This is a genomic window from Shewanella sp. 10N.286.52.E4 (assembly GCF_041468785.1).
Classification (GTDB): Bacteria; Pseudomonadota; Gammaproteobacteria; order Enterobacterales; family Shewanellaceae; genus Shewanella; species Shewanella electrodiphila.
Window position 1 is genome coordinate 1 of the sequence record NZ_JBFRJJ010000076.1, and the last position, 20,738, is coordinate 20,738.

The window sequence follows — 20,738 nt, forward strand, 5'->3', positions numbered from 1 at the left end:
CGAAGCGCCACGACCTTGACCCTAATTCAAACGAAGTTTGGAAATGTACTTTGGGATTGATGATTATAATCAAGAATGCGTTTTACAAATTTAAAAGCTAGTTCATCTTTGCCCCGAATTATCATTTAGGCCGGAGTATAGTGACTTCTCTTTCTGCGTGAATATTGCAATTTATGCAATGATGACAGTTTTTTGTTTCACTCAGACGGAGAAACTAGGAATGAGTTGTTTCTACGTTATAACTCATTATTGATACACTGGTTTACTGTTAGTCTTGAGTGATTAAAGTACTGGCGACCTGTTCTTATTAAGACCGTTCTTATTCGGAATTCAGCCTAATATACTGTTATGTGTGAGGCGACATGGATTGGCGTCAAATAGATATGTTTCGCGGGATAGACCTAAATGATTCGTTCGTGATGTCGTGGAAACTTGTGGATGATGAATTGCAAATTGAGCTCGAGACTAGCATTTAGCCCGAGTCCGAATGGTATCTTGATCCCGAACCCAATGAGTACACATGCTACCGTCGTCTTACCCTTGTGATTAGTGGATGTAAACAAATAACAGGGCTATCTGACATGGAGTCAGTGGAAGGCTGTGTTGACCCTGACGGCTCAACTGACTACGGAAACATTGACGAATTCTCTAAGATACCGGGAGGATTCCATCTGGCTGGCAATTTTGGAAGCGTAGAGGTTTTTGGTAGCCATGCTTATTGGCGTGTACACACATAACAAGCCGCTGCAGGCGGATCGCGATCGTTTGGTTGGCTATCGCTCGTGCCTCGCTGATTTTAGCCAACCAAACTGCTTCCGCTGAGCGGAGCGTTATATTTTTAAGGACTGATATGCGCATAATAACAATAATTCTTTGGGTTGCTAGTTTAAGCGCCTGTTCCGCAGCTTTAGTTCCAACTACAAATAATCCTGACGAAAAGGTAGCACAAGCTAAATGGTTATTTGAAGAAAAATATAGAGCTCTACCTGCGGAGAAACTCTTAAATGAAGCCAAGGAAATTTACATAAAAGAGAATAATAATATTGGTTTAGCTGAATTTAATAGAGTATATGGTTTGTTTCTTAGTTCTCATGCAGTTAATAAATATCAATCAAGGTACATAGAAAAAGGTTTTCTGGAACCAGGTGTTACCTATGAAAATAGATATTCAAAATCAATAGAGTATTTCAAAAGAACAGAGCAAGTGTATATTGAGAATAAAGAACACGATTCTTTAACTAACATATATCTACTTATGGGCTTTACCTACTCCAAAGCAGGTAAAGTAAATGAATCATGCTTAATGTTTGATAAGAGTATTGATGAAAATAATATTTTTTCTAAGAATAACCCCGAAGCGGTAATTAAATTAGCTGGTTTTCCATCTTATGCGGCGTTCATTTTAGATACTAAAAGTAAAGTAGGTTGTAAGGTATAAAAAACAATAAGTTATAAAATTTGGAGGCAGTGTAAACTTTTTATAGCCAACTAAATTTTACTCATTAACAGGATGTTATTCGTTTAAAAGGAATTTTTATGAACAAATTACTCGAAGAATTATTGGGTGATGGTTTTAAGGCTCAAATACATAATAATAGAATCTCTATAAGCCTTTCAAAGCTCACTATGCCCGTATTAGTCGTTCACAATATTGCCTCAAATGCTTATGAGGTTAAAATTCAATATTGGCGGTATATTTTGATGACTTTTGCAATGTCACTAAGTTTAACTTCAGCTATTTCAAGTGGCGATATTTTTTATACTTCTCTGTTTTCTTTCTTTATGGCTTACTTTTTTATCGCAATGATTGTGGTTCACATAAAATCACGAGAATTGAGAGAACGAATAGATACAATCAACTTTTGAGGAAACGCATTTATTAGTTTGAAGTTTTAGTAAGCTCAAAACCACCGCCCATCAAAAAGCCTCAATATGTTCATATTGAGGCTTTGTTATATTTCCAATACCTATATAAAAATCTTAAGCACTTTCAATGATCTGCTTTAGATCCGCAACCAGCTCTTTATTTAAAATCTGTGGAATTTTCCCTGGTTGTTGTTTGGGTTTAAACACAGCGTATTTTTCCCCTTGGGGTGAGACTAAAACATAACTAGCACTGTGGTCGACTTGATAGTCATCGCCATCTCCAACCATGGCATAGGCAAAACCTAAGTCTCTGGTAAACGGGAATAACTGTGCATGTTCAGCGGTGACTGCTTTAAAGTCTTTATTAAAAAAGTTGATGTAATCTAAGCGCTTGGTTTGCGAGTCTCTGTCTGGGTCAACCGACACAAACACCACCTGAATATCGTCTGATACTGATTGCAGTTCAGTATAAGCAGCATTGAGTTTATTCAGTGTGGTTGGGCAAACATCAGGGCATGAGGTAAACCCAACAAACACTAAACTCCATTTGCCGAGTAGTTGCTGATTAGTAAACTCATTGCCCAGTTGGTCATGCAAAGTAAATGGCGCTAATGCTCTTGGTTGGTCGAACATATAACTGCTGGCAAGTTCAAGTGGCTTAGGCTGCGAAAAATTAACCGCTACCGCCACGCCTAAACCTAACATCATCACAGCCAGTGCGATTATCTTTTTCACATTTCTTCCCCTCTACTGCTCACTGATACTGCCATTAATTGACCCAAAGGTAATGGTCGACAAGTAACACCAAAAACAGAATCATTAAGTGGTAGATAGAGAACTTAAATACATCCATCGCCAGCCCTGGTTTGTCATGATATTTAAGTTGCCATGCTTTGTAGATAAAGCCACAACTTAAAATGGTTGAACCCACTAAATAAACAGGGCCACACATACCAACAAGCACAGGTAATAAACAGGCTATTGCTAGCAATAATGTGTATAGCAAAATACAGGTTTTAGTGAACTCTACTCCGTGGGTTACAGGTAGCATTGGCACATCGACTTTGGCGTACTCTTTTTTACGGTGAATCGCTAAAGCCCAAAAATGTGGTGGTGTCCAAGTGAAAATGATGATCACTAATAACAAGGCATTACCATGCAGTTCATTAGTCACAGCTGTCCAGCCTAATAGTGGTGGCATGGCGCCAGCTAACCCACCAATGACAATATTCTGCGGTGTCGCGCGTTTTAAATAGGCGGTATACACCACTGCATAGCCAATTAAACTAGCAAAAGTTAGCCATGCAGTTAATGGATTCACTAAGGCGTATAAAATGATAAACCCACCTAAGCCAATAGAGGTGGCAAAGGTCATTGCTTTAATTGCAGACACTTTTCCTTTTGGTAAAGGACGGTTGTAGGTACGTGCCATTAAACCATCGATACGGCGATCAATGAGATGATTATAAGCTGCTGCTGCGCCTGCCATCATGGCTATACCAATCATGCCAAAAATAAGTGGTTGCAGCGGTACAGCGCCAGGCAGTGCTAAGCACATACCGACCAATACCGTCAGTAGCATCAGCGCGACGACTTTAGGTTTGGTCATTTCGAAATAAGCACGCCATTGCAGAGTGTCATTTTTGGTTGCGCTTGCGGGTAAAGATAGTGATTTAGCCATAATAGAATCCTTGCTTTATGCTTTACGCCACAGCGCATAGTTAATGAAAATAACGGTTAACAGCAGTAATGCTGCGCCGCCGTTGTGTGAGACTGCAATGCCTAAAGGCAAGTGCATCACAATATTGCTGATGCCTAAGCCTACTTGTAATACGACAAGGGCAATTAATATCCACGCACTTTGACGTATGGTTGACGATTGTGCTTTGAGTAATTTAACGCCTAGCCAGCATAAGCTGATGGCAGTGATAACCCCCCAAATGCGATGAGTGACGTGAATCGTCATTCGAGCAGGGTATTCAAGTACGCCATATTCAAAGCTAGGGTGATCGCCCTGAAATGGCGAGAAGGCTTTAGCAAATTGCAGGTTTTCTAACCAGTCACCTTCACAAATTGGCAATGTGGTACAAGCTAATGCGGCGTAGTTGGATGATGTCCAGCCGCCTAAAATAATTTGTATCACTAACACGACTAAACTCACCATTGCTAATGGCCCGAGTTTTCGCGCGTAAGAGTCGCCGCCGGGGATCCTTAAGGGTTTGGTTCTTAGGTAGAGCAAAAGTAGTAAGGCAAACAAGCTAAAGCCACCAATTAAATGCCCCATGACCACAATGGGCATTAACTTCATCGTGACGGTCCACATACCTAATGCCGCTTGAAATAGGATGAGTGCGGAAATGAAGATCGGCAGTTTTTTCGGTGCATCGGCTCTTTTTAAGCAAACAATTAAAATAGTTAACACCATTAAGCCTAATGCGCCGGCAATATAACGGTGGATCATTTCTAGCCAAGCTTTTTCAGGCTCGACGGTAAGATCTGGAAAGTTGGTTTCTACTTTAGCCAAGTCGGCTGCATCACTGGGTACACCAATATGACCATAACAACCCGGCCAATCAGGACAACCTAAGCCCGCATCTGATAAGCGGGTATAAGCGCCCATTAAAATAACAGCGAAGGTAAATACCAAGGTGAATTTGAGGAGGTTTTTTATATCCATTAACCGACCCTCGACAACTTCAATAACTTACGTAGGTCGGCAATCATTGATTTGCCTTGAGCCATATTTTCTTGCTCACCGATGATGCCAGGATATTCCATCACTAGGCTGCCGAGCGGGTCGACAATAATCATTTGCTGTTCTGTCATCATTGCGATGATGGCTTGGCTAGCATTGGCTGTTTCAAATGGCACTTTGAGCTTTTCAAGGATTGCCGTGTCACTATCAGGTTGCAGCATGATAATAGGACTCACGCGGTCTTGATGCTTACCCAGAGCCACATGACTTTGATGCAGTACGTATAAACGTTGCTGACATTGCTCTAGGCAGTCTTTAGGCAATAGATATAACAGCTGCCAAGATTGTGGATGCGGATTTTCCATTGATAAGCTTTGATAGCTCACCTCTGGCGGAATAAGTTGGCCTTTATTGGTTGCAGCGCCATTGTATAAGTCCATGCTTAATACCAGCTTTGCGATGGCCACTGGTAAGATAAATACCAGTACTAGGGCAAACAATGCCTTGTTGTTTTTAGGTTTTACTGGGGAGTTCATACTTGCTCCTCTTGTTACGGCTTAATTTATTAGTTTGGTTTTATTCGTTTTCACTTGTCTTGCTAGTTGTCTTGCTAGTTGTCTTGCTATTAGTGGCATGAGTTGAGCTTTTAGGTGTCGCTTTTATTAAGTGTTTCCATCCTATCCATAGCATCAGTGACAAAAATACTGCCGCCATAGTGAACCATTGCAGTGCGTAGCCTTGGTGTTTTTGGGCTGATAATGGAATGGGTGTCCAAGGCTTAGGTAATGCAATGTTAGGGATTGAATCTGGCTGCAGTACTACTGGTGCCAGTGGGTGGCCTATTTTCTCAGCTAAGGCCGCTAAATTGAGGTTTTGAAAACGCATCACTTTGCCGTCTTCCGCATGGAGCTGGTGGCTTAAAGGGTTAATTTGTTTTTGATACACGCGGCCATTAAGGTCAATGGCTGACAATGGCACTGGGATAATGTCAGGTAAAATTCGACGATCGATATTGGCAGCAACAAAGCCTAATTCAACCATAAGCCAAGGTAGGTCTTTTTTTACTGCTTCAGCATTATCAATTGTAATAGCACCTGTATTAGTACCTGTAACAGCATTTGTATTCGCACCTGCATGAGCAACTTGAAAGACTTGGTAGGCTAAGTAACCGACTCGCCCTTCAAACACTTGGTTATCGAGTAGTAATATTTGCTGATTTACCGGAATCGCATTGACGCTTAAACGGTAACCACTGAGTCTTTCATCAGCGCCAAAAGCAAGCAGTTGATCAAAACTTAATTCACTTGCAGCTTGTCTGGCTGACAAGGTGGCTTGCCACGCCGTTTTTTGCTCAGCTCTATCAAGTTGCCAAACGCCTAACTTGACCAAAATACAAAACACACTCACAGTAACAAGCAGCAATAACCCAGTAGATAGTCGCCAGACTCGCAAAGGAGAGCCCATGGACACCTTAGTTATTTTCAAGCTTGTATTAGTACTGCTGCTTGTATTCATATTATTTAATCTAGCTAGAGCCTTGTTTATTATGGTTAAAGCTGAAAATAAACAACCAATGAGTCAATTTTTAGGACGTCGAGTTATCTTTTCTGCTTTGGTGATGGTGCTGTTATTACTGGCCTTAGGATTAGGTTGGGTAACCCCTAATCCAAGGCCTTATTAGTTTGTTTAAATGACGTAGACAAAAATAAACAAACAGAGCCAAACCACATCGACAAAATGCCAATACCAACTGCCTGATTGGAAGGCAAAATGGCTTTCTGGGGTGAAGTGACCTTTGAGTACCCGAAAGAACAAGATAATCAGGAACACCGTCCCCAGTGTGACGTGCATGCCATGGAAACCCGTGAGCAAAAAGAAAGTATTTCCGTAGATGCCAGATGAAAGCGTGAGCCCCATTTCTTGGTATGCGTGAACATATTCTTCAACCTGCAAAAATAAGAACCCGATACCCAATAAAATGGTTAAGCCTAACCAGACTTTTAATGCACTACGTTTAGACTTTTCCAGTGACACGTGAGCAAAGTGCAAGGTGACTGAAGAAGCCAAAAGGATGAGGGTGTTATAAAGCGGTAACCCAGTCCAAGGCATGGCTTCAGTGGTAGTGCCATCAGGGGTTTTGATCAATGGCCACATGGCTTCAAATGTTGGCCATAACACTTCATGGGTCATGGCATTATTCGAGCTACCACCTAACCATGGAATAGCGACCATTCTGGCGTAGAATAAGGCGCCAAAAAATGCCCCGAAGAACATAATTTCAGAGAAAATAAACCAGCTCATTCCTTGGCGAAATGAACGGTCCATTTGCGCTGAATATAAGCCTGACATTGATTCATCAATGACATTTTTAAACCAGCCAAATAGCATAAAGATAATGACTGCAATACCAGCCACTAGGATATAACCACCTGAAGTATCTTCAGTGGCTAACTGTTGCACGTAGGAACCTGCGCCAAAAGCAATCAGGAATAACCCGATAGCGCCGGTAATGGGCCAAACGCTTTGCGCTGGCACATAGTAGTTTTCATGTTTAGTTGTCATCTTGCTGCTCCTTGCTCTATGGCCGCAGTTTGTTTGTCTGTGATGTCATAGAGGGTATAAGAGAGAGTCAAAGTTTTAATGGAATCTGGTAAGTCTGGATCCACATAAAAGATTAATGGCAGTTCAGCATCAGCCTTTGCAGCTAGGGGTTGTTGATTGAAACAGAAACACTCGGTTTTATTGAAATACGCTGCACCTTGACCAGGCGATACCGAGGGTATTGCTTGGCCGACAAGGGGTTTAGCAGAAAGGTTTTTTGCTAAAAAAGCTGTGCGGGTGAGTTCGCCTGGGTGAACCTGAATACGGTTCACTTTAGGGCCAAACTCCCATGGCATGCTGCCTTGTACTTGGGCGATAAATTCAATAGTAATGGTGCGTTCTTTATCAACGACCACCGCCTCATAACTACTTGCTGTACCTTGGGGTTTTCCGTTAATTCCCAAGGTGTCACAAAGTACGTCATAAAGCGGTACCAGTGCAAAACCAAAGCCGAACATACCAATAGAGCCCAGTACGAGACCTATTAGTAATTTACGGTTTGATTTTGTTGGCTGGCTCATATCACTTTACCTCTGGTGGTGTAGTGAATGAGTGATAAGGTGCTGGGCTTGCGATGGTCCATTCTAGACCTTCAGCGCCTTCCCAAGGTTTATCTGCTGCTTTCTCGCCGCCTCTAATACACTTAATCACTACGGCTAGGAAGATAAGTTGCGATAAACCAAATGCAAACCCGCCAATAGAGACGATTTGGTTAACATCAGCAAATTGAATTGCATAATCAGGAATACGGCGAGGCATACCCGCAAGTCCTAAGAAATGCATTGGGAAAAACAACACGTTGACTGAAATCGTACTACACCAGAAATGCCAGCGACCTAAGGTTTCGCTATACATGTGTCCTGTCCATTTAGGCAGCCAGTAATAGGCGGCGGCCATGATGGAGTACACTGCGCCCGTCACTAACACGTAGTGGAAGTGAGCAACCACAAAGTAAGTATCATGGTATTGGAAATCCGCAGGCGTAATTGCCAGCATCAGACCCGAGAACCCACCAATAGTGAACAAGATGATAAAGGCGACAGCGAATAACATCGGCGTTTCAAAGGTAATAGAACCACGCCACATAGTTGCGACCCAGTTAAACACTTTTACCCCTGTGGGCACCGCAATCAACATGGTGCAATACATGAAAAATAGCTCGGCGAATACTGGCATACCCGTAGTAAACATGTGATGCGCCCATACCAAGAACGACAGAATCGCAATACTTGAGGTGGCGTAAACCATGGAGGAATAACCAAAGAGCTTTTTACGGCTAAAGGTTGGCACAATCGCCGAGATAATACCGAAGGATGGTAAAATCATAATGTAAACTTCAGGGTGACCGAAGAACCAGAAAATATGCTGGAACATCACCGGATCGCCACCACCTGCAGCATCGAAGAAGCTAGTACCGAAGTATTTATCGGTTAATACCATGGTGACAGCACCTGCGAGTACGGGCATCACCGCTATCAATAAGAATGCAGTAATCAACCAAGTCCATACAAACAATGGCAACTTCATCCATGTCATACCTGGTGCGCGCATATTCACAATAGTCACGACCACGTTAATCGCGCCCATAATGGAGCTTATGCCCATAATGTGTACTGAGAAGACGAATAATGCCGTGGTATCAGGGCTGTAGGTCGTTGATAGTGGTGCGTAGAAGGTCCAACCAAAGTTAGGCCCGCCGCCTTCCATAAATAACGAACTTAACAGAATGGCAAACGCGAATGGCAGAATCCAAAAACTCCAGTTATTCATCCGAGGTAGTGCCATATCTGGCGCACCAATCATCATTGGAATAAGCCAGTTAGCTAAGCCGGTAAAGGCAGGCATAACGGCACCAAATACCATGATCAGTCCGTGAACTGTGGTCATTTGGTTGAAAAAGTTTGGATCTACTAATTGCAATCCTGGCTGGAACAATTCGGCGCGGATAACCATCGCCATTGCACCGCCAGTGAGAAACATGATGAAACTAAACCATAAATATAATGAGCCAATGTCTTTATGGTTAGTGGTTAAAATCCAGCGCATGATGCCTTTCGGCGCGCCATGATGGTGATCATCATGGCCATGGTCATCGTGAGACTGACCATCATGAGCTTCGGTTGTATCTTGTGTAATAGTGCTCATTTTAATCCCTTACTTTCCATGACCATCAACGTCAGAAGCCTGTACAGCATCTCCAGAATCATTACCCCAAGCGTTTCGCTCATAGGTAATAACTGCTGCGAGTTGTTGCGGTGTGAGTAGAGAGCCAAATGCCTGCATTGCAGTACCAGCTTTGCCATTGACGACAACTTCAATATGACCGTCAACAGGCCCTGTAATCGCTGGGCTGCCGATTAATGAAGGGAAAGCACCAGGTAAACCTGTGCCAGCGGCTTGGTGACATGCGGCGCAATTGGTCATATAGACTTGCTCACCCATGGTCATCAGTTCTTCCATGGTTAAATCATCAAGTACGACTTCTGCTTTTGCTTCTTCTATCACTTCGGTAACAGCTTCAGTTGCAGCTTGTTCTACTTGCTCAGCGGTCGCTGGTAAGGTCACAGGCGTTGCACTGTCACTCGCAGGGTTGCTTTCAGTTGTTGAACCGCCGCCATTAATATCAGCTGCTTGTACAACATCACCTGAGTTATTACCCCAAGCATTTCGCTCGTAAGTTACAACAGCTGCGATTTCTGTAGCAGTAAGCTGTTTAGCAAATGCTTGCATTGCAGTGCCTGCTTTACCATTAACCACGATATCAACATGATGACTTACCGGGCCTTTAATCAGTGGACTACCAATCAGCGATGGGAATACACCAGGGAGACCAGCACCGTTTGGTTGGTGACATGCGGCGCAAACGCCCATATAGACTTGCTCACCTTGAGCCATTAACTCGTCATATGTGAGTGTTTGTGAAAGTGAAGCTTCAGCTGCAGCTTTGGCATCTACGGCTAGCTGCTTTTGGTCAAGCAGCCATTGCTCATAATCAGCTTCGGAAACTGCTTCAACCACGATTGGCATAAAGCCGTGATCTTTGCCGCACAACTCAGCACATTGGCCACGGTAGGTGCCGATTTTATCGATTTTTGTCCATGCTTCATTAATGAAACCAGGGTTAGCATCTTTTTTAACCGCAAATGCAGGTACCCACCATGAGTGAATAACATCATCACTGGTCATCAAGAATCGAACTTTACGATTAATAGGTAATACGAGAGGTTTATCGACTTCTAATAAGTAAGTTTCAGTCTTTTCCGCAGAGCCTTGGATTTGCTCTGCAGGCGTTGAGAGTAAACTAAAAAACTCGACATCTTCGTTGAAATAGCTGTAATGCCATTTCCACTGAGAGCCAGTCACTTTAATGGTTAAATCTGCATCGCTAGGATCTTCCATAGCAATCAGAGTTTTAGTGGCAGGAATTGCCATACCAATAAGGATGATAAATGGCACGATTGTCCATGCTATTTCAACCTTGGTACTGTCATGAAAATCAGCCGGCACTGCGCCTTTTGACTTTCTGTGGTAGATCATTGAGTAAATCATGATCCCAAAGACCACAACACCGATAGCACAACAGATATATAGAATAATCATGTGGAGGTCATAAACCTTGCCACTGATTTCTGTTACGCCTTGCGTCATGTTAAGCGGCATATCAGCCGCCGCAAGCGGTACTGCAAATAGCAGCACCATTAATCCATACAACAATCGCTTCACAAGACCACTCCTCTGCCAATTGCGATTTGCAATAACAACAAGGAAAAGTCACACAGTAATACTCTGCTCTATGCAAACTTCTCTATTCCCGAAAAAGTTTGATCACTTCAAAGTACACGGTGGCTGCGAGTATCAATACTCGATTATTCTATTGGTTTATGGTGGCCACACTTGTACCTAATACTGAACTTTTCAATTCTTAAATTGACGCTTTTTATTCAAGGCTTTCTATACCGCATGGTACCAGCACAATCTTTACAGCGTTTTGTAGCTTTTTATCATTTTATAAACTCAAGAGTGACAGCAAATTGTTACTCTCTTGTTAACTACATTACTTGGAGATTAAATATTGATCAAGATCACTTTATCATCTAATTTGCTGAAAAAAGGCGCAAAAAAAAGCCCTTCACATAAATGAAGGGCTTTTTAAAGAGAGATTTGTTTAGTGAAAAGCAGATAAATTTAAGCTTGTTGGTGTTACAGAAGTATTGGCGCCCATATGTTCATCATGTAAGTGAGTATTTACATCTTCAATGATGACACCTTGTGCTAATGCGCTTTTAGCAACCAATTGAATGCGTCGATTATCACGCGCATCTAGTGGTGTAGTCCAAGTAATAACGGCACTGGAAGTACCACTTGTTAGTGCTTTTTCCATCGCCCAAAGCGTTTCTACTTCATCTTTAGTGTGAACAAGTAAAACACGATCCATGCGAACGTTAGCGTTAGCCAATATTTGTTTATAGCCAATATGCGGAGGATTAATCAGTACAATCCAACGACCTTGCTGGCTTAAAATGGCCAAATGGCTGCACAACTGGGTTAACTCAGTTAAGCCTTGGTTGGCACTTTGCTTAGTTTCAATGCCTTGTTTAACTGGCGCAGTTGTTGATGTCATATCGACCCATAAGCCTGGATGACGTGGTGCATTACCTAATAATGTGTTCATAACCAACCTCCATTTCGGATAACGCCAACTGCAAGCCCTTCAATTGTCAGGCTCTGGCATGTTAAATCTACTTTAATCGGCGAATATTGTTCATTTTCTGCGTGCAGATAAACAACGTTGCCTTTCTTTTCAAAACGTTTAACTGTGACGTCATCATCTACGCGAGCGACGACCACTTGACCATTTTTAGCTTGCTGCATTTTGTGAACAGCTAATAGGTCACCTTCAATAATGCCAATGTCTTTCATACTGTCGCCACGAACTCGTAGTAAGAAATTAGCATTTGGTTTGAACATTTCAGGATCAACTTGGAAGTATTGTTCAACATGTTCCAGCGCAAGAATAGGTTCACCTGCTGCAACTTGTCCGATAAGAGGGAGGCCTTCTTCAACTTCCTCTTCTTCCTGAATCATGCGGATTCCGCGTGAAGTACCAGGAATAATTTCGATACAGCCTTTCTTCGCCAGCGCCTTTAAATGTTCTTCGGCAGCGTTAGCACTTTTAAAGCCTAATCTAGTGGCAATTTCTGCACGAGTCGGTGGCATACCTGTCTCAGCAATATTACATTTAATTAGTTCTAGAATTTCAGCTTGTCGTGGCGTTAAAGGTCTCATATTGATTCCTGTTTTTTTATACAGTGACTGTCATTATATACAGTATCTTTGGTCGCGCAAGTATTAACCAATGAAATTTATGCTATCTGCTGGTTTATTGTTGTTTTTATTATCTGACATTGTATTTTAGTTGCTGTAAATCATTATCTTAGTTGTTTTTGGTTATGTATGTTTTTTATTGGCACTAATTTTAATATTAGTACTTAACAGAGAGATTTTAGGTCGATACAGTATATTTATACAGTACTGTTGATGCATTTCGTCCAGCATAAATCAGCGTTGGAATTGCTTAATTATTTTCAGCTAATGGTCTTCATATTGCTGCTCAATTGTTAAATACAGATAAGCAGGTTAGTGAATCCCATCTAGATTCTGGTATCCTATGCGCAATAAATCGTTGTAGATAATGCGAATACTCATGCTAAAACCAGATTCTATCATTGCTAAATCGTTGCGTTGGATTCAGAAATTAATGGTACACAGTGTTGTTGTGCCTGAAGATCCGTTCGCTGACTTAAATCTAGATCCAGAAAAGCCAGTGGTCTATGTCATGAAGACAGAGTCGCTGAGTGACATTGCTGCTTTGCATGAAATGTCGGCTAAGTTTGGCTTACCAAGTCCTTATGAAAGACTGGATGTTGATGGTTTAAATACCCCAAGAATTGTCTGTGTTGAAGGACGAAAGCCGCTGTTTGGCAAGCGCCACAGTGGTGAGAAATTTGTCGCCAATTTCACCAAACTACTCGAATTACATCAAAAGAATAAAGAGTTAGATATTCAGTTGGTGCCTGTTAGTCTTTATTGGGGACGTATTCCTGGTAAGGAAGATGACACCATGACCGCTGCCGTGTTTGAGCGCGAAAACCCGACTTGGCTGCGTAAGTGGTTAATGATCCTGTTTTTAGGTCGCCATAACTTTATTCAATTCTCTAATGCAATGTCATTACGTTACATGGCTGATGAGCATGGTACGGATGTCAGTATTGCCCATAAACTCATCCGCGTTGCACGAGTCCATTTCAGACGTCAACGTAAAGTGATGACAGGACCGCAACTGCCAAATCGCCAGGCGATGTTCAATTCGTTACTAAAATCTGAATCTATTACTAAAGCGATTCAAGAAGAAGCGGCGAACAAAAAGATATCTGAAGAAAAAGCACGCGAAAAAGCCATTGAGTACCTCGATGAAATTGCCGCTGATTATTCTGATAACTTGATCCGCATTGCTGAGCGCTTTTTAACTTGGTTATGGAACAAGTTATACAGTGGTATCAGTATTAAAAGTGCCGAAAAAGTCAGAAAGCTACACCATGACGGCCATGAAATTGTCTATGTGCCATGTCATCGTAGCCATATGGATTACTTATTACTGTCTTACATCCTTTATTATCAAGGCATGGTACCACCGCACATTGCTGCCGGAATTAACTTGAACTTTTGGCCTGCGGGGCCAATGTTCCGTCGTGGTGGTGCGTTCTTTATTCGTCGTAGTTTTAACGGTAATAAATTATATACCGCCGTATTCAGAGAATATTTAGATCAATTATTCGCCAAAGGTTATTCAGTTGAGTACTTCACTGAAGGTGGCCGCTCACGTACAGGTCGTTTACTAGCGCCAAAAACGGGCATGCTAGCGATGACTGTGAACAGTGTTTTGCGTGGTATCGAGCGTCCTGTGACATTGGTGCCTGTGTATTTGGGTTACGATCACGTGATGGAAGTGTCGACTTACCATAAAGAGTTAAGCGGTAAGAAGAAGCAAAAAGAATCGGTGTGGCAGGTATTTGGTGCATTACGTAAATTAGGTAATTTTGGTCAAGGTTATGTCAATTTTGGCGAACCCATTAACGTACAACAATTCTTGAACCAACAAGCGCCAGACTGGCGTGAAGAAATTGCTCAAGATCCTGAGCAAAAACCGACTTGGTTAACGCCTGCGGTTAACACACTTGCCAATAAAGTGATGACCAATATCAACAGTGCTGCGGCGGCGAGTTCAGTCACGTTAACCAGTATGGTGCTGTTGGCTGCAGAGCAAAATGCGTTAGAGCGCAGTGAGCTTGAAAGCCAGTTAGGCTTATACCTGAAGTTATTGAAAGATGTGCCGTACACCGGCTATACCTCGGTTGCCGAAGGGACGCCAAGTGAGTTGATTGAGCAATGTTTATCGCTGAAAAAGTTTACTTCAACTAGTGATCAATTAGGTGAGATTATTGCGATTGAAGAGCATGCGGTGATTGCGATGAGTTATTATCGCAATAACATTATTCACTTGATGGCAGTGCCTTCATTAATTGCCAGTTGCTTAGTGCAATATGAAGAACATAATCGTGAAAATATTCATAAAATCGTCAATGACTTTTACCCATTACTTAAAGCTGAATTGTTTATGGGTATCGAGGATTTAACCGCATATGTCGATCATGTTTTAGACTTGTTTGTTGAGCAGCAATTGATTTCAGGTACTGACGAGTTTGAAGTCAATCAAGGTAATATTACCCAGTTAATGCTATTGTCCGAAACTGTCAGTGAGACATTACAACGTTACGCGATTATCTTTAATTTATTGGCTTACAAGCCGGATATTGAACGTTCAGATCTCGAAAGCGCGAGCCATATGCTAGCTCAGCGTTTAGGTGCTTTACACGGAATTACTGCGCCAGAGTTTTATGATAAAAAACTCTACAATAATTTGAGTGTAAAATTAAAAGAATTAGGGCACTTGTCGGGTAGTGACAATCAATTTGCTGTCATCCGAATTCGTGACCATGCCAATGGCATGTTGCGATTATCTGTTCGTAAAACCATAGTCGATAGTGTGACTGTGGAACATGGGTAACGACTAACTTTATGAGTTCAACACAAACGCAGCCGAAAAATAAATCTTTGTTAGGCGGCGCAATGATCATTGCTGGTACCACTGTTGGTGCCGGTATGTTTTCTCTTCCTGTTGTGAGTGCTGGTATGTGGTTTGGCTATTCGATAGTCATGCTCATCGGCATTTGGTTCTGTATGTTAGTTTCAGGCTTATTGCTGTTAGAAACCAACTTACACTTTAAACCAGGTGACAGCTTTGACACTCTAACCAAAGTCACTTTAGGTCAGTTTTGGCGTATCGTGAACGGCCTATCAATAGCCTTCGTGCTATATATCCTTACCTATGCTTACATCAGTGGCGGTGGTTCGATTGTGAACCATACTTTGTCGGGTATGGGGATTAACTTGCCGCAAAGCCTCGCAGGATTAGTGTTTGCGGCCTTGCTAGCAGCTGTGGTGGTGATAAGTACTAAAGCCGTTGACCGTATCACGACTGTGATGATTGGCGGTATGATCATTACCTTCTTTTTAGCGGTTGGCAATCTACTCATTGATGTCGATAGCGTAAAATTATTAGTACCAGATGGCGAAGCAAGCTATGCGCCTTATATTTTAGCGGCGCTGCCTTTTGGTTTGGCAAGTTTTGGTTATCACGGTAACGTGCCTAGCCTAGTGAAGTACTACGGCAAACAGCCAAAGGTGATTATCAAAGCGATATTCATCGGTACTTTTATTGCGTTAGTGATTTATAGCTGTTGGTTAGCAGCCACGATGGGCAATATTTCTCGTAGCAGTTTCAGTGACATTATTGCCCAAGGCGGCAATATGGGCGTATTAGTTGGTGCATTATCTGAAGTCATGTCTAGCTCATGGCTTAATACCATGCTGACTTTATTTGCTAACCTTGCCGTAGCATCGTCTTTCTTAGGTGTCACACTCGGATTATTTGATTACTTAGCCGATTTATTTGGTTTTGATGAGTCAAGCAATGGCCGTTTAAAAACCGCCGTGGTGACGTTTATTCCTCCAACCGTTTTAGGCTTATTATTCCCGAATGGTTTCTTAATGGCGATTGGTTTTGCCGCTTTAGCTGCCACTATTTGGACCGCGATTGTACCTGCGATGATGGCATATCAATCTCGTAAAATGTTTGCTGACGAAACGAGTTATCGCGTGCCAGGCGGCACACCATTACTTGCTGTGGTGATGCTGTTTGGTATCGTCACTGGTGCTTGCCACTTGTTAGCAATGGCTGATTTACTGCCTGTGTATCAATAATGAAATGTTGATTGCTACAATTTGATATTAAGCCCTCTTATGAGGGCTTTTTTGATGCAGCTTTTCAATATATTGAGTCGGTGTTTGACGATGAAGACGCTGAAAACTTTTACTGAAACTGCGTACATTCGCATAGCCTAGCAAGGCCGAAACCTCACTCACGCTTCTTCCTTCTAGCATATAGTTGATCGCCAAATTACCGAGAATATAGCGCATTAACTCCGTAAAACTGAATCCGTTTTGCTGCAGACGCCTTTGCAGTTGTTGACGTGAAAAACCGCACAAATCTGCCAATGAGTCCACTGTAGGTAAACCATAAAAACGAATGTAATTGACTAACTCATACAGCACCTTAGGTGTGTCATGGGTTTGTGGCATATTTAAATAAGAGTCAAGCTGATTGAGTGAGATGCTGTTGCTGTTATTTTTTTTAATTTGCTGCAGCGTTGACTGAGAAGATAAAAAATCTTGTTCAGAGCTTATTAAAGAGTCTATGTCCAACCACATCTCTGTAAGCGGCGCATTCCATGTCACTTTACAGCCAAAGGCTTGTTCAACCCCAAGTTGGCCAATTGAAGGGCCGCTAAGCATGACTTTTTTGGGCTGAAAATCTGCTCCGAGAAAATACCGACAAGTGTTTAGTAAGGTCAGTGCGACTCTCAACGAGTCATGAGATTTTGCTTTTGAGCTGACGTAATCATTGCGATAACACCACTTAATGATTTTGTTTGACTGAGCTCCGTAATAACTAGCCCCTGAATGAAAACAAGCCATAGCATAGTTAACCCGTCTAAAGGTGATGGCTAAATCTGGTGTGGCGAGAAACCAATTATTAGGCAGATTAAATCTGCCGATATCTAAATATTCTTGAATGTTAAGCATGTAGTCACTGTCACCTGTTAACAACTCAATTTTTGTTAACCACATGGCCACCTCCGAGAAAGGGAGCAATGTCATGGGCTCTAACATCAAGCTATCAGGAATCGAAAGATCCCTATGGGTGATGTTATAGCGATCTTCAACCCCTTGCAGTACAGGAAGCACACAGCAAACGCGGATAAAAGAGACATTAAAAGCCATGGCAATTTCTCTGTAGTTAAGGTTCAGGTTAATGATATGAAGGTGTCAGATTAATTCAAAAAATAACATTTATTGATACAAATGGGTACTTAATGTTGTGATTTGAAGCGGTAGAGGCAAACTAGCCACATCTAAGTTTACAGAAGTGAGATCAATATGAGTTTATTCAGTATGCCATTCGTCGATTCAGGTGTTGATGCTGCACTTCATGGCGTTGCATTAGTGGTTTTAGTCGGCGTAGTTGCCGCAGCAGGTTATGGCTTTTGGAAGGTACATGAATTGCCAATCGATAAGGCGCATAAAGAAAACCATCAACAAATAGGGCTCATCACTGCGCTCACCTGGATAGGCTTTTTGTGGCATTGGGTCTGGGTATTAGCTGTGATGGTTGCGTTTATTGATACTGGTAAAGCACTGAGAAAAATTAGAGATGTATGGCGTGAAAAGGATACTGACGAACCAGTATCAGCCACTCCCCAAAAAGAAGAGGTTAACTCATGATTGAAGGTTTAGCCGTATGGGCATTGTTTATTTATATTCTGCGTATGGTGGGTATGCCGTGGAATAAAGGCACTAAAGCGTTTGCATATTTAGGGGGCACGGGTTGGTTAATGTTCGTGTGGGTCGGTTTATTAAATTATGCACCTATGGATATTACAGGCGGCTCTGTAGTGCAATCACCGCACATTCAGTTACGTCCTGCGTCAACGCAAATTAAAGGTAATGTAAAAGGCATTTATGTTGAACCCAATGAAAGGGTCGTGGCTGGGCAGTTGATATATGAGCTTGATGATGAGCCTTACCAAATTGCTTTAAATAAAGCCTCTGTGGGTAAGCAAACCGCGACAGTCGCATTGTCACTAGCGAAAGAAGATATTCTTATTGCAGAGAAAGAACTGCAATCGGCAAATTCTGATGAAGCCATCAGTAAAAACCAATTGCATGCAGCTAAGAAAGATTTAGCCTGGAAAGAGACAACGCTGGCGCGTTACGTTGAGCAAAATAGCATAGTGCCTGACACGATTACAGAAAGTCAGTTAGATGAGCAGCAAACAGCTGTTGATTTAGCTCAAGCCAAAGTCGATGCCTATGTCACTCAAATTGCTAAATCGAAAACTGAAGTTCAAAAAGCCAAGCTCGATATTCAAAAAGCTCACTTAACGGTTGATAGCCGTCAGTCGGATTTAGAAAGTGAAATTGAAAATGTGGCTCAAGCACAATGGAACCTTGATAATACAAAGGTTTATGCACCTGCTAATGGTTATGTGACTAACTTCATTATGCGAGAAGGCCAATATGTTGGTGTTGCGCCGAGAATTCAGATGTATACCGATGAAAAGTATGTGCTGATGCGAGTGAATCACCAAGCGATACGTAACGTTGAGGTTGGCCAAATGGCGGAGTTTGCATCAGCGGTGTACCCAAGTAAAATTTTCAACGCTGAAGTTGAAGGGATTATTGAGGCAACAGGAGAGGCGCAAGGCAGCTTATTAGCACGTGATGACAATGTCAGACAGACCACAGGGCAAAACATCAATAATAAGCATCACTTTGTGCGCTTAAAACTACAAGAGTCTGCAGAGTATGATATCCCAGTCGGTTCAGTTGGATTAGCTTGGGTATCAGGGACTAAACCTGCTGAGTTTATGAGCTTTTTAGATGTGATACGCGGCATTATTATTCGAATGAAGTCTCAGATTTACTATATCTGGTCTATATAAAGGTAAGTTCTTAACATAAAGATAAGTACTTAACGATTGAATTAGTGAGTCTCAAACGTTCTAAAAGCGTCCTTAGATAAGGGCGCTTTTTTATGCCAGTAAAGAGTTGTATTTATCAAGATTCACCTCGACAGCGGCTGAAAAAACGTCTTAACTGTTAAGTCATGTTCACGTTATTCATTGCTAACTATTACAAGGACAAGTATGTATGAAAGTGTCTAAATACGCTCAAGGTCAGCCTTGTTGGGTAGAGCTTGCAAGTCATGACTGGTTTTCTGCCAAAAGCTTTTACCAAAACCTTTTTCAATGGCACGCCGATGATATGCCTATGCCAGAAGGTCACTACACTATGCTGCAGATAGAGGGTGATGATATTGGTGCTATGTATCAAATGCCAAAAGAAATGGCATCACAGCCGACACATTGGGAGCTGTATTTTGCAGTCGATAATGTCGACGAAACAGTGAAATCGATTAAACATGCTGGTGGCGAAATTATTGCAGGCCCTCATGAAGTGGGAGATTCAGGCCGCATGGCCGTGTGCCATGATCCAGAAGGGGCGCGTTTTTCTATTTGGCAAGCCATTGAACATGTAGGAATTAAACGTTCTTTTGAACCTAATACACTTTGCTGGGTTGAGTACATGTGCCGCAATGCAGGCTTATCTAAAAACTTTTACTGCCAAGTTTTGGGCTTTGACACTGAAACGGTGGACATGTCGGAAGTGGGTGTTGCTGAGTATACCCAATGGATGGTGGCTCAGCAGGCTATTGGTGGCATGATGGAAATGACCGAAGAGTTTGGCGATATGCCACCTCACTGGATGTTGTATTTTAGCGTTGAAGATTGCGATGCAATGGCAGCTAAAGCGGATGAGTTGGGCGGTAAAATTTGCGTGCCGCCGACAGATATACCTGATGTGGGTCGGTTTGCGGTGATTGATGATCCTCAAGGAGGCACATTTTCAATCATTAAACTGAGTCTACCTGATTGCTAAATTATACTTTCGCCAAGGTCATGGGTTTGTTAGCTTAGTGAATCAGACAAAATTTTTAGTTTTATCAACCCAGTTCAAGGAAGAAACATGTCGCAGACCAAAGAGCAAAAATTAGCAGATATTCAAAAGAAAATGACCATGGTAGCAGTGATTGATTTCCCTGGATCCTTGCTAATGGCTGCGGGCTTATATGGCATTTTTGCAGGCTTTAACATTGCAACGATGCCGATGTTAGATAATGCGAATGTACAGTATGTTATGGTGGCGATTGGCGGTGTGACCATGATGTGGGGAATGGTAAAAATGATGCAATTAGCCAAACTTAAACAACAGATCATGAGTGAAGATCTATAAAATCAATATTGTGTTTATAAAATTTAAAAGGCGCTGAGAGCGC

The 20,738-nt window shown here is 42.1% G+C and carries 21 protein-coding genes; 9 read left to right on the top strand and 12 right to left on the bottom strand.

The window, feature by feature from the left end; genetic code table 11:
- Positions 1–769 precede the first annotated feature (769 nt).
- Positions 770–1,438, top strand: a complete 669-nt coding sequence (locus AB4153_RS21290) for a hypothetical protein (protein ID WP_303516472.1) — start codon at positions 770–772, stop codon at positions 1,436–1,438.
- Positions 1,439–1,536: 98 nt separating this feature from the next.
- Complete coding sequence (locus AB4153_RS21295) at positions 1,537–1,866, top strand: hypothetical protein (RefSeq protein ID WP_303516474.1); 330 nt, start codon at positions 1,537–1,539, stop codon at positions 1,864–1,866.
- A 114-nt stretch (positions 1,867–1,980) separates the two neighbouring features.
- Here AB4153_RS21295 and AB4153_RS21300 read toward each other — a convergent pair whose 3' ends face one another.
- From AB4153_RS21300 to AB4153_RS21320, 5 genes are all read right to left on the bottom strand, one after another.
- Complete coding sequence (locus AB4153_RS21300) at positions 1,981–2,574, bottom strand: SCO family protein (RefSeq protein ID WP_371998602.1); 594 nt, start codon at positions 2,572–2,574, stop codon at positions 1,981–1,983.
- A 61-nt stretch (positions 2,575–2,635) separates the two neighbouring features.
- Positions 2,636–3,547 carry a heme o synthase gene (gene cyoE / locus AB4153_RS21305; RefSeq protein WP_371998592.1) on the bottom strand — a complete coding sequence of 304 codons (912 nt, stop codon included), beginning with the start codon at positions 3,545–3,547 and terminating at the stop codon, positions 2,636–2,638.
- Between the two features lie 15 nt (positions 3,548–3,562).
- Positions 3,563–4,543, bottom strand: coding sequence for a heme A synthase (locus AB4153_RS21310; RefSeq protein WP_248956603.1), 981 nt, complete (start codon positions 4,541–4,543; stop codon positions 3,563–3,565).
- A complete protein-coding gene (locus AB4153_RS21315) occupies positions 4,543–5,097 on the bottom strand; it encodes a hypothetical protein (RefSeq protein WP_248956604.1) in 555 nt (184 codons plus the stop codon). The genes AB4153_RS21310 and AB4153_RS21315 overlap by 1 nt, the downstream gene beginning before the upstream one ends.
- Before the next feature lie 40 nt (positions 5,098–5,137).
- Positions 5,138–6,025, bottom strand: coding sequence for an SURF1 family protein (locus AB4153_RS21320; protein WP_371998593.1), 888 nt, complete (start codon positions 6,023–6,025; stop codon positions 5,138–5,140).
- Here AB4153_RS21320 and AB4153_RS21325 point away from each other — a divergent pair.
- The gene (locus tag AB4153_RS21325; protein ID WP_102526718.1) at positions 6,024–6,242 is read left to right on the top strand and encodes a DUF2909 family protein; all 219 of its coding nucleotides are present in this window, start codon (positions 6,024–6,026) and stop codon (positions 6,240–6,242) included. The two genes, AB4153_RS21320 and AB4153_RS21325, sit on opposite strands and share 2 nt — an antisense overlap.
- 5 nt (positions 6,243–6,247) lie before the next feature.
- Here AB4153_RS21325 and AB4153_RS21330 read toward each other — a convergent pair whose 3' ends face one another.
- The 6 genes from AB4153_RS21330 to lexA form a co-directional block, all read right to left on the bottom strand.
- Positions 6,248–7,123: a cytochrome c oxidase subunit 3 gene (locus AB4153_RS21330; protein ID WP_371998594.1), complete on the bottom strand. Its 876-nt coding sequence runs from the start codon at positions 7,121–7,123 to the stop codon at positions 6,248–6,250.
- The gene (locus AB4153_RS21335; protein WP_229370819.1) at positions 7,120–7,683 is read right to left on the bottom strand and encodes a cytochrome c oxidase assembly protein; all 564 of its coding nucleotides are present in this window, start codon (positions 7,681–7,683) and stop codon (positions 7,120–7,122) included. Before AB4153_RS21335 ends, AB4153_RS21330 begins: the two co-directional genes overlap by 4 nt.
- A gap of 1 nt (position 7,684) precedes the next feature.
- Entirely contained in the window at positions 7,685–9,307 is a 1,623-nt protein-coding gene (gene ctaD / locus AB4153_RS21340; protein ID WP_194944986.1) for a cytochrome c oxidase subunit I, read from the bottom strand.
- A 9-nt stretch (positions 9,308–9,316) separates the two neighbouring features.
- Complete coding sequence (gene coxB / locus AB4153_RS21345) at positions 9,317–10,885, bottom strand: cytochrome c oxidase subunit II (RefSeq protein WP_371998595.1); 1,569 nt, start codon at positions 10,883–10,885, stop codon at positions 9,317–9,319.
- Between the two features lie 442 nt (positions 10,886–11,327).
- Positions 11,328–11,834 (bottom strand): cell division inhibitor SulA, encoded by a 507-nt coding sequence (locus tag AB4153_RS21350; protein ID WP_229370821.1) that lies wholly within the window; start codon positions 11,832–11,834, stop codon positions 11,328–11,330.
- Positions 11,831–12,448 carry a transcriptional repressor LexA gene (gene lexA, locus AB4153_RS21355; RefSeq protein WP_102526723.1) on the bottom strand — a complete coding sequence of 206 codons (618 nt, stop codon included), beginning with the start codon at positions 12,446–12,448 and terminating at the stop codon, positions 11,831–11,833. The genes AB4153_RS21350 and lexA overlap by 4 nt, the downstream gene beginning before the upstream one ends.
- Before the next feature lie 418 nt (positions 12,449–12,866).
- Here lexA and plsB point away from each other — a divergent pair, with 418 nt between their 5' ends.
- Together plsB and mtr are read left to right on the top strand one after the other, a co-directional pair.
- Positions 12,867–15,287 (top strand): glycerol-3-phosphate 1-O-acyltransferase PlsB, encoded by a 2,421-nt coding sequence (plsB, locus tag AB4153_RS21360; protein ID WP_229370822.1) that lies wholly within the window; start codon positions 12,867–12,869, stop codon positions 15,285–15,287.
- 11 nt (positions 15,288–15,298) lie between these two features.
- Positions 15,299–16,543 (top strand): tryptophan permease, encoded by a 1,245-nt coding sequence (gene mtr / locus AB4153_RS21365; protein ID WP_229370823.1) that lies wholly within the window; start codon positions 15,299–15,301, stop codon positions 16,541–16,543.
- Between the two features lie 27 nt (positions 16,544–16,570).
- On the opposite strand, the gene AB4153_RS21370 is transcribed toward mtr, so the two are convergent.
- Complete coding sequence (locus tag AB4153_RS21370; RefSeq protein ID WP_371998596.1) at positions 16,571–17,623, bottom strand: helix-turn-helix domain-containing protein; 1,053 nt, start codon at positions 17,621–17,623, stop codon at positions 16,571–16,573.
- Positions 17,624–17,779: 156 nt separating this feature from the next.
- Here AB4153_RS21370 and AB4153_RS21375 point away from each other — a divergent pair, with 156 nt between their 5' ends.
- From AB4153_RS21375 to AB4153_RS21390, 4 genes are all read left to right on the top strand, one after another.
- A complete protein-coding gene (locus AB4153_RS21375; RefSeq protein WP_229370826.1) occupies positions 17,780–18,124 on the top strand; it encodes an MFS transporter in 345 nt (114 codons plus the stop codon).
- A complete protein-coding gene (locus AB4153_RS21380) occupies positions 18,121–19,344 on the top strand; it encodes an HlyD family secretion protein (RefSeq protein WP_371998597.1) in 1,224 nt (407 codons plus the stop codon). The genes AB4153_RS21375 and AB4153_RS21380 overlap by 4 nt, the downstream gene beginning before the upstream one ends.
- Positions 19,345–19,552: 208 nt before the next feature.
- Positions 19,553–20,341, top strand: a complete 789-nt coding sequence (locus AB4153_RS21385) for a VOC family protein (RefSeq protein ID WP_303516502.1) — start codon at positions 19,553–19,555, stop codon at positions 20,339–20,341.
- Between the two features lie 87 nt (positions 20,342–20,428).
- On the top strand, positions 20,429–20,695 hold the full coding sequence (locus tag AB4153_RS21390; protein WP_102526730.1) for a hypothetical protein: 267 nt from the start codon (positions 20,429–20,431) through the stop codon (positions 20,693–20,695).
- Positions 20,696–20,738 lie beyond the last annotated feature (43 nt).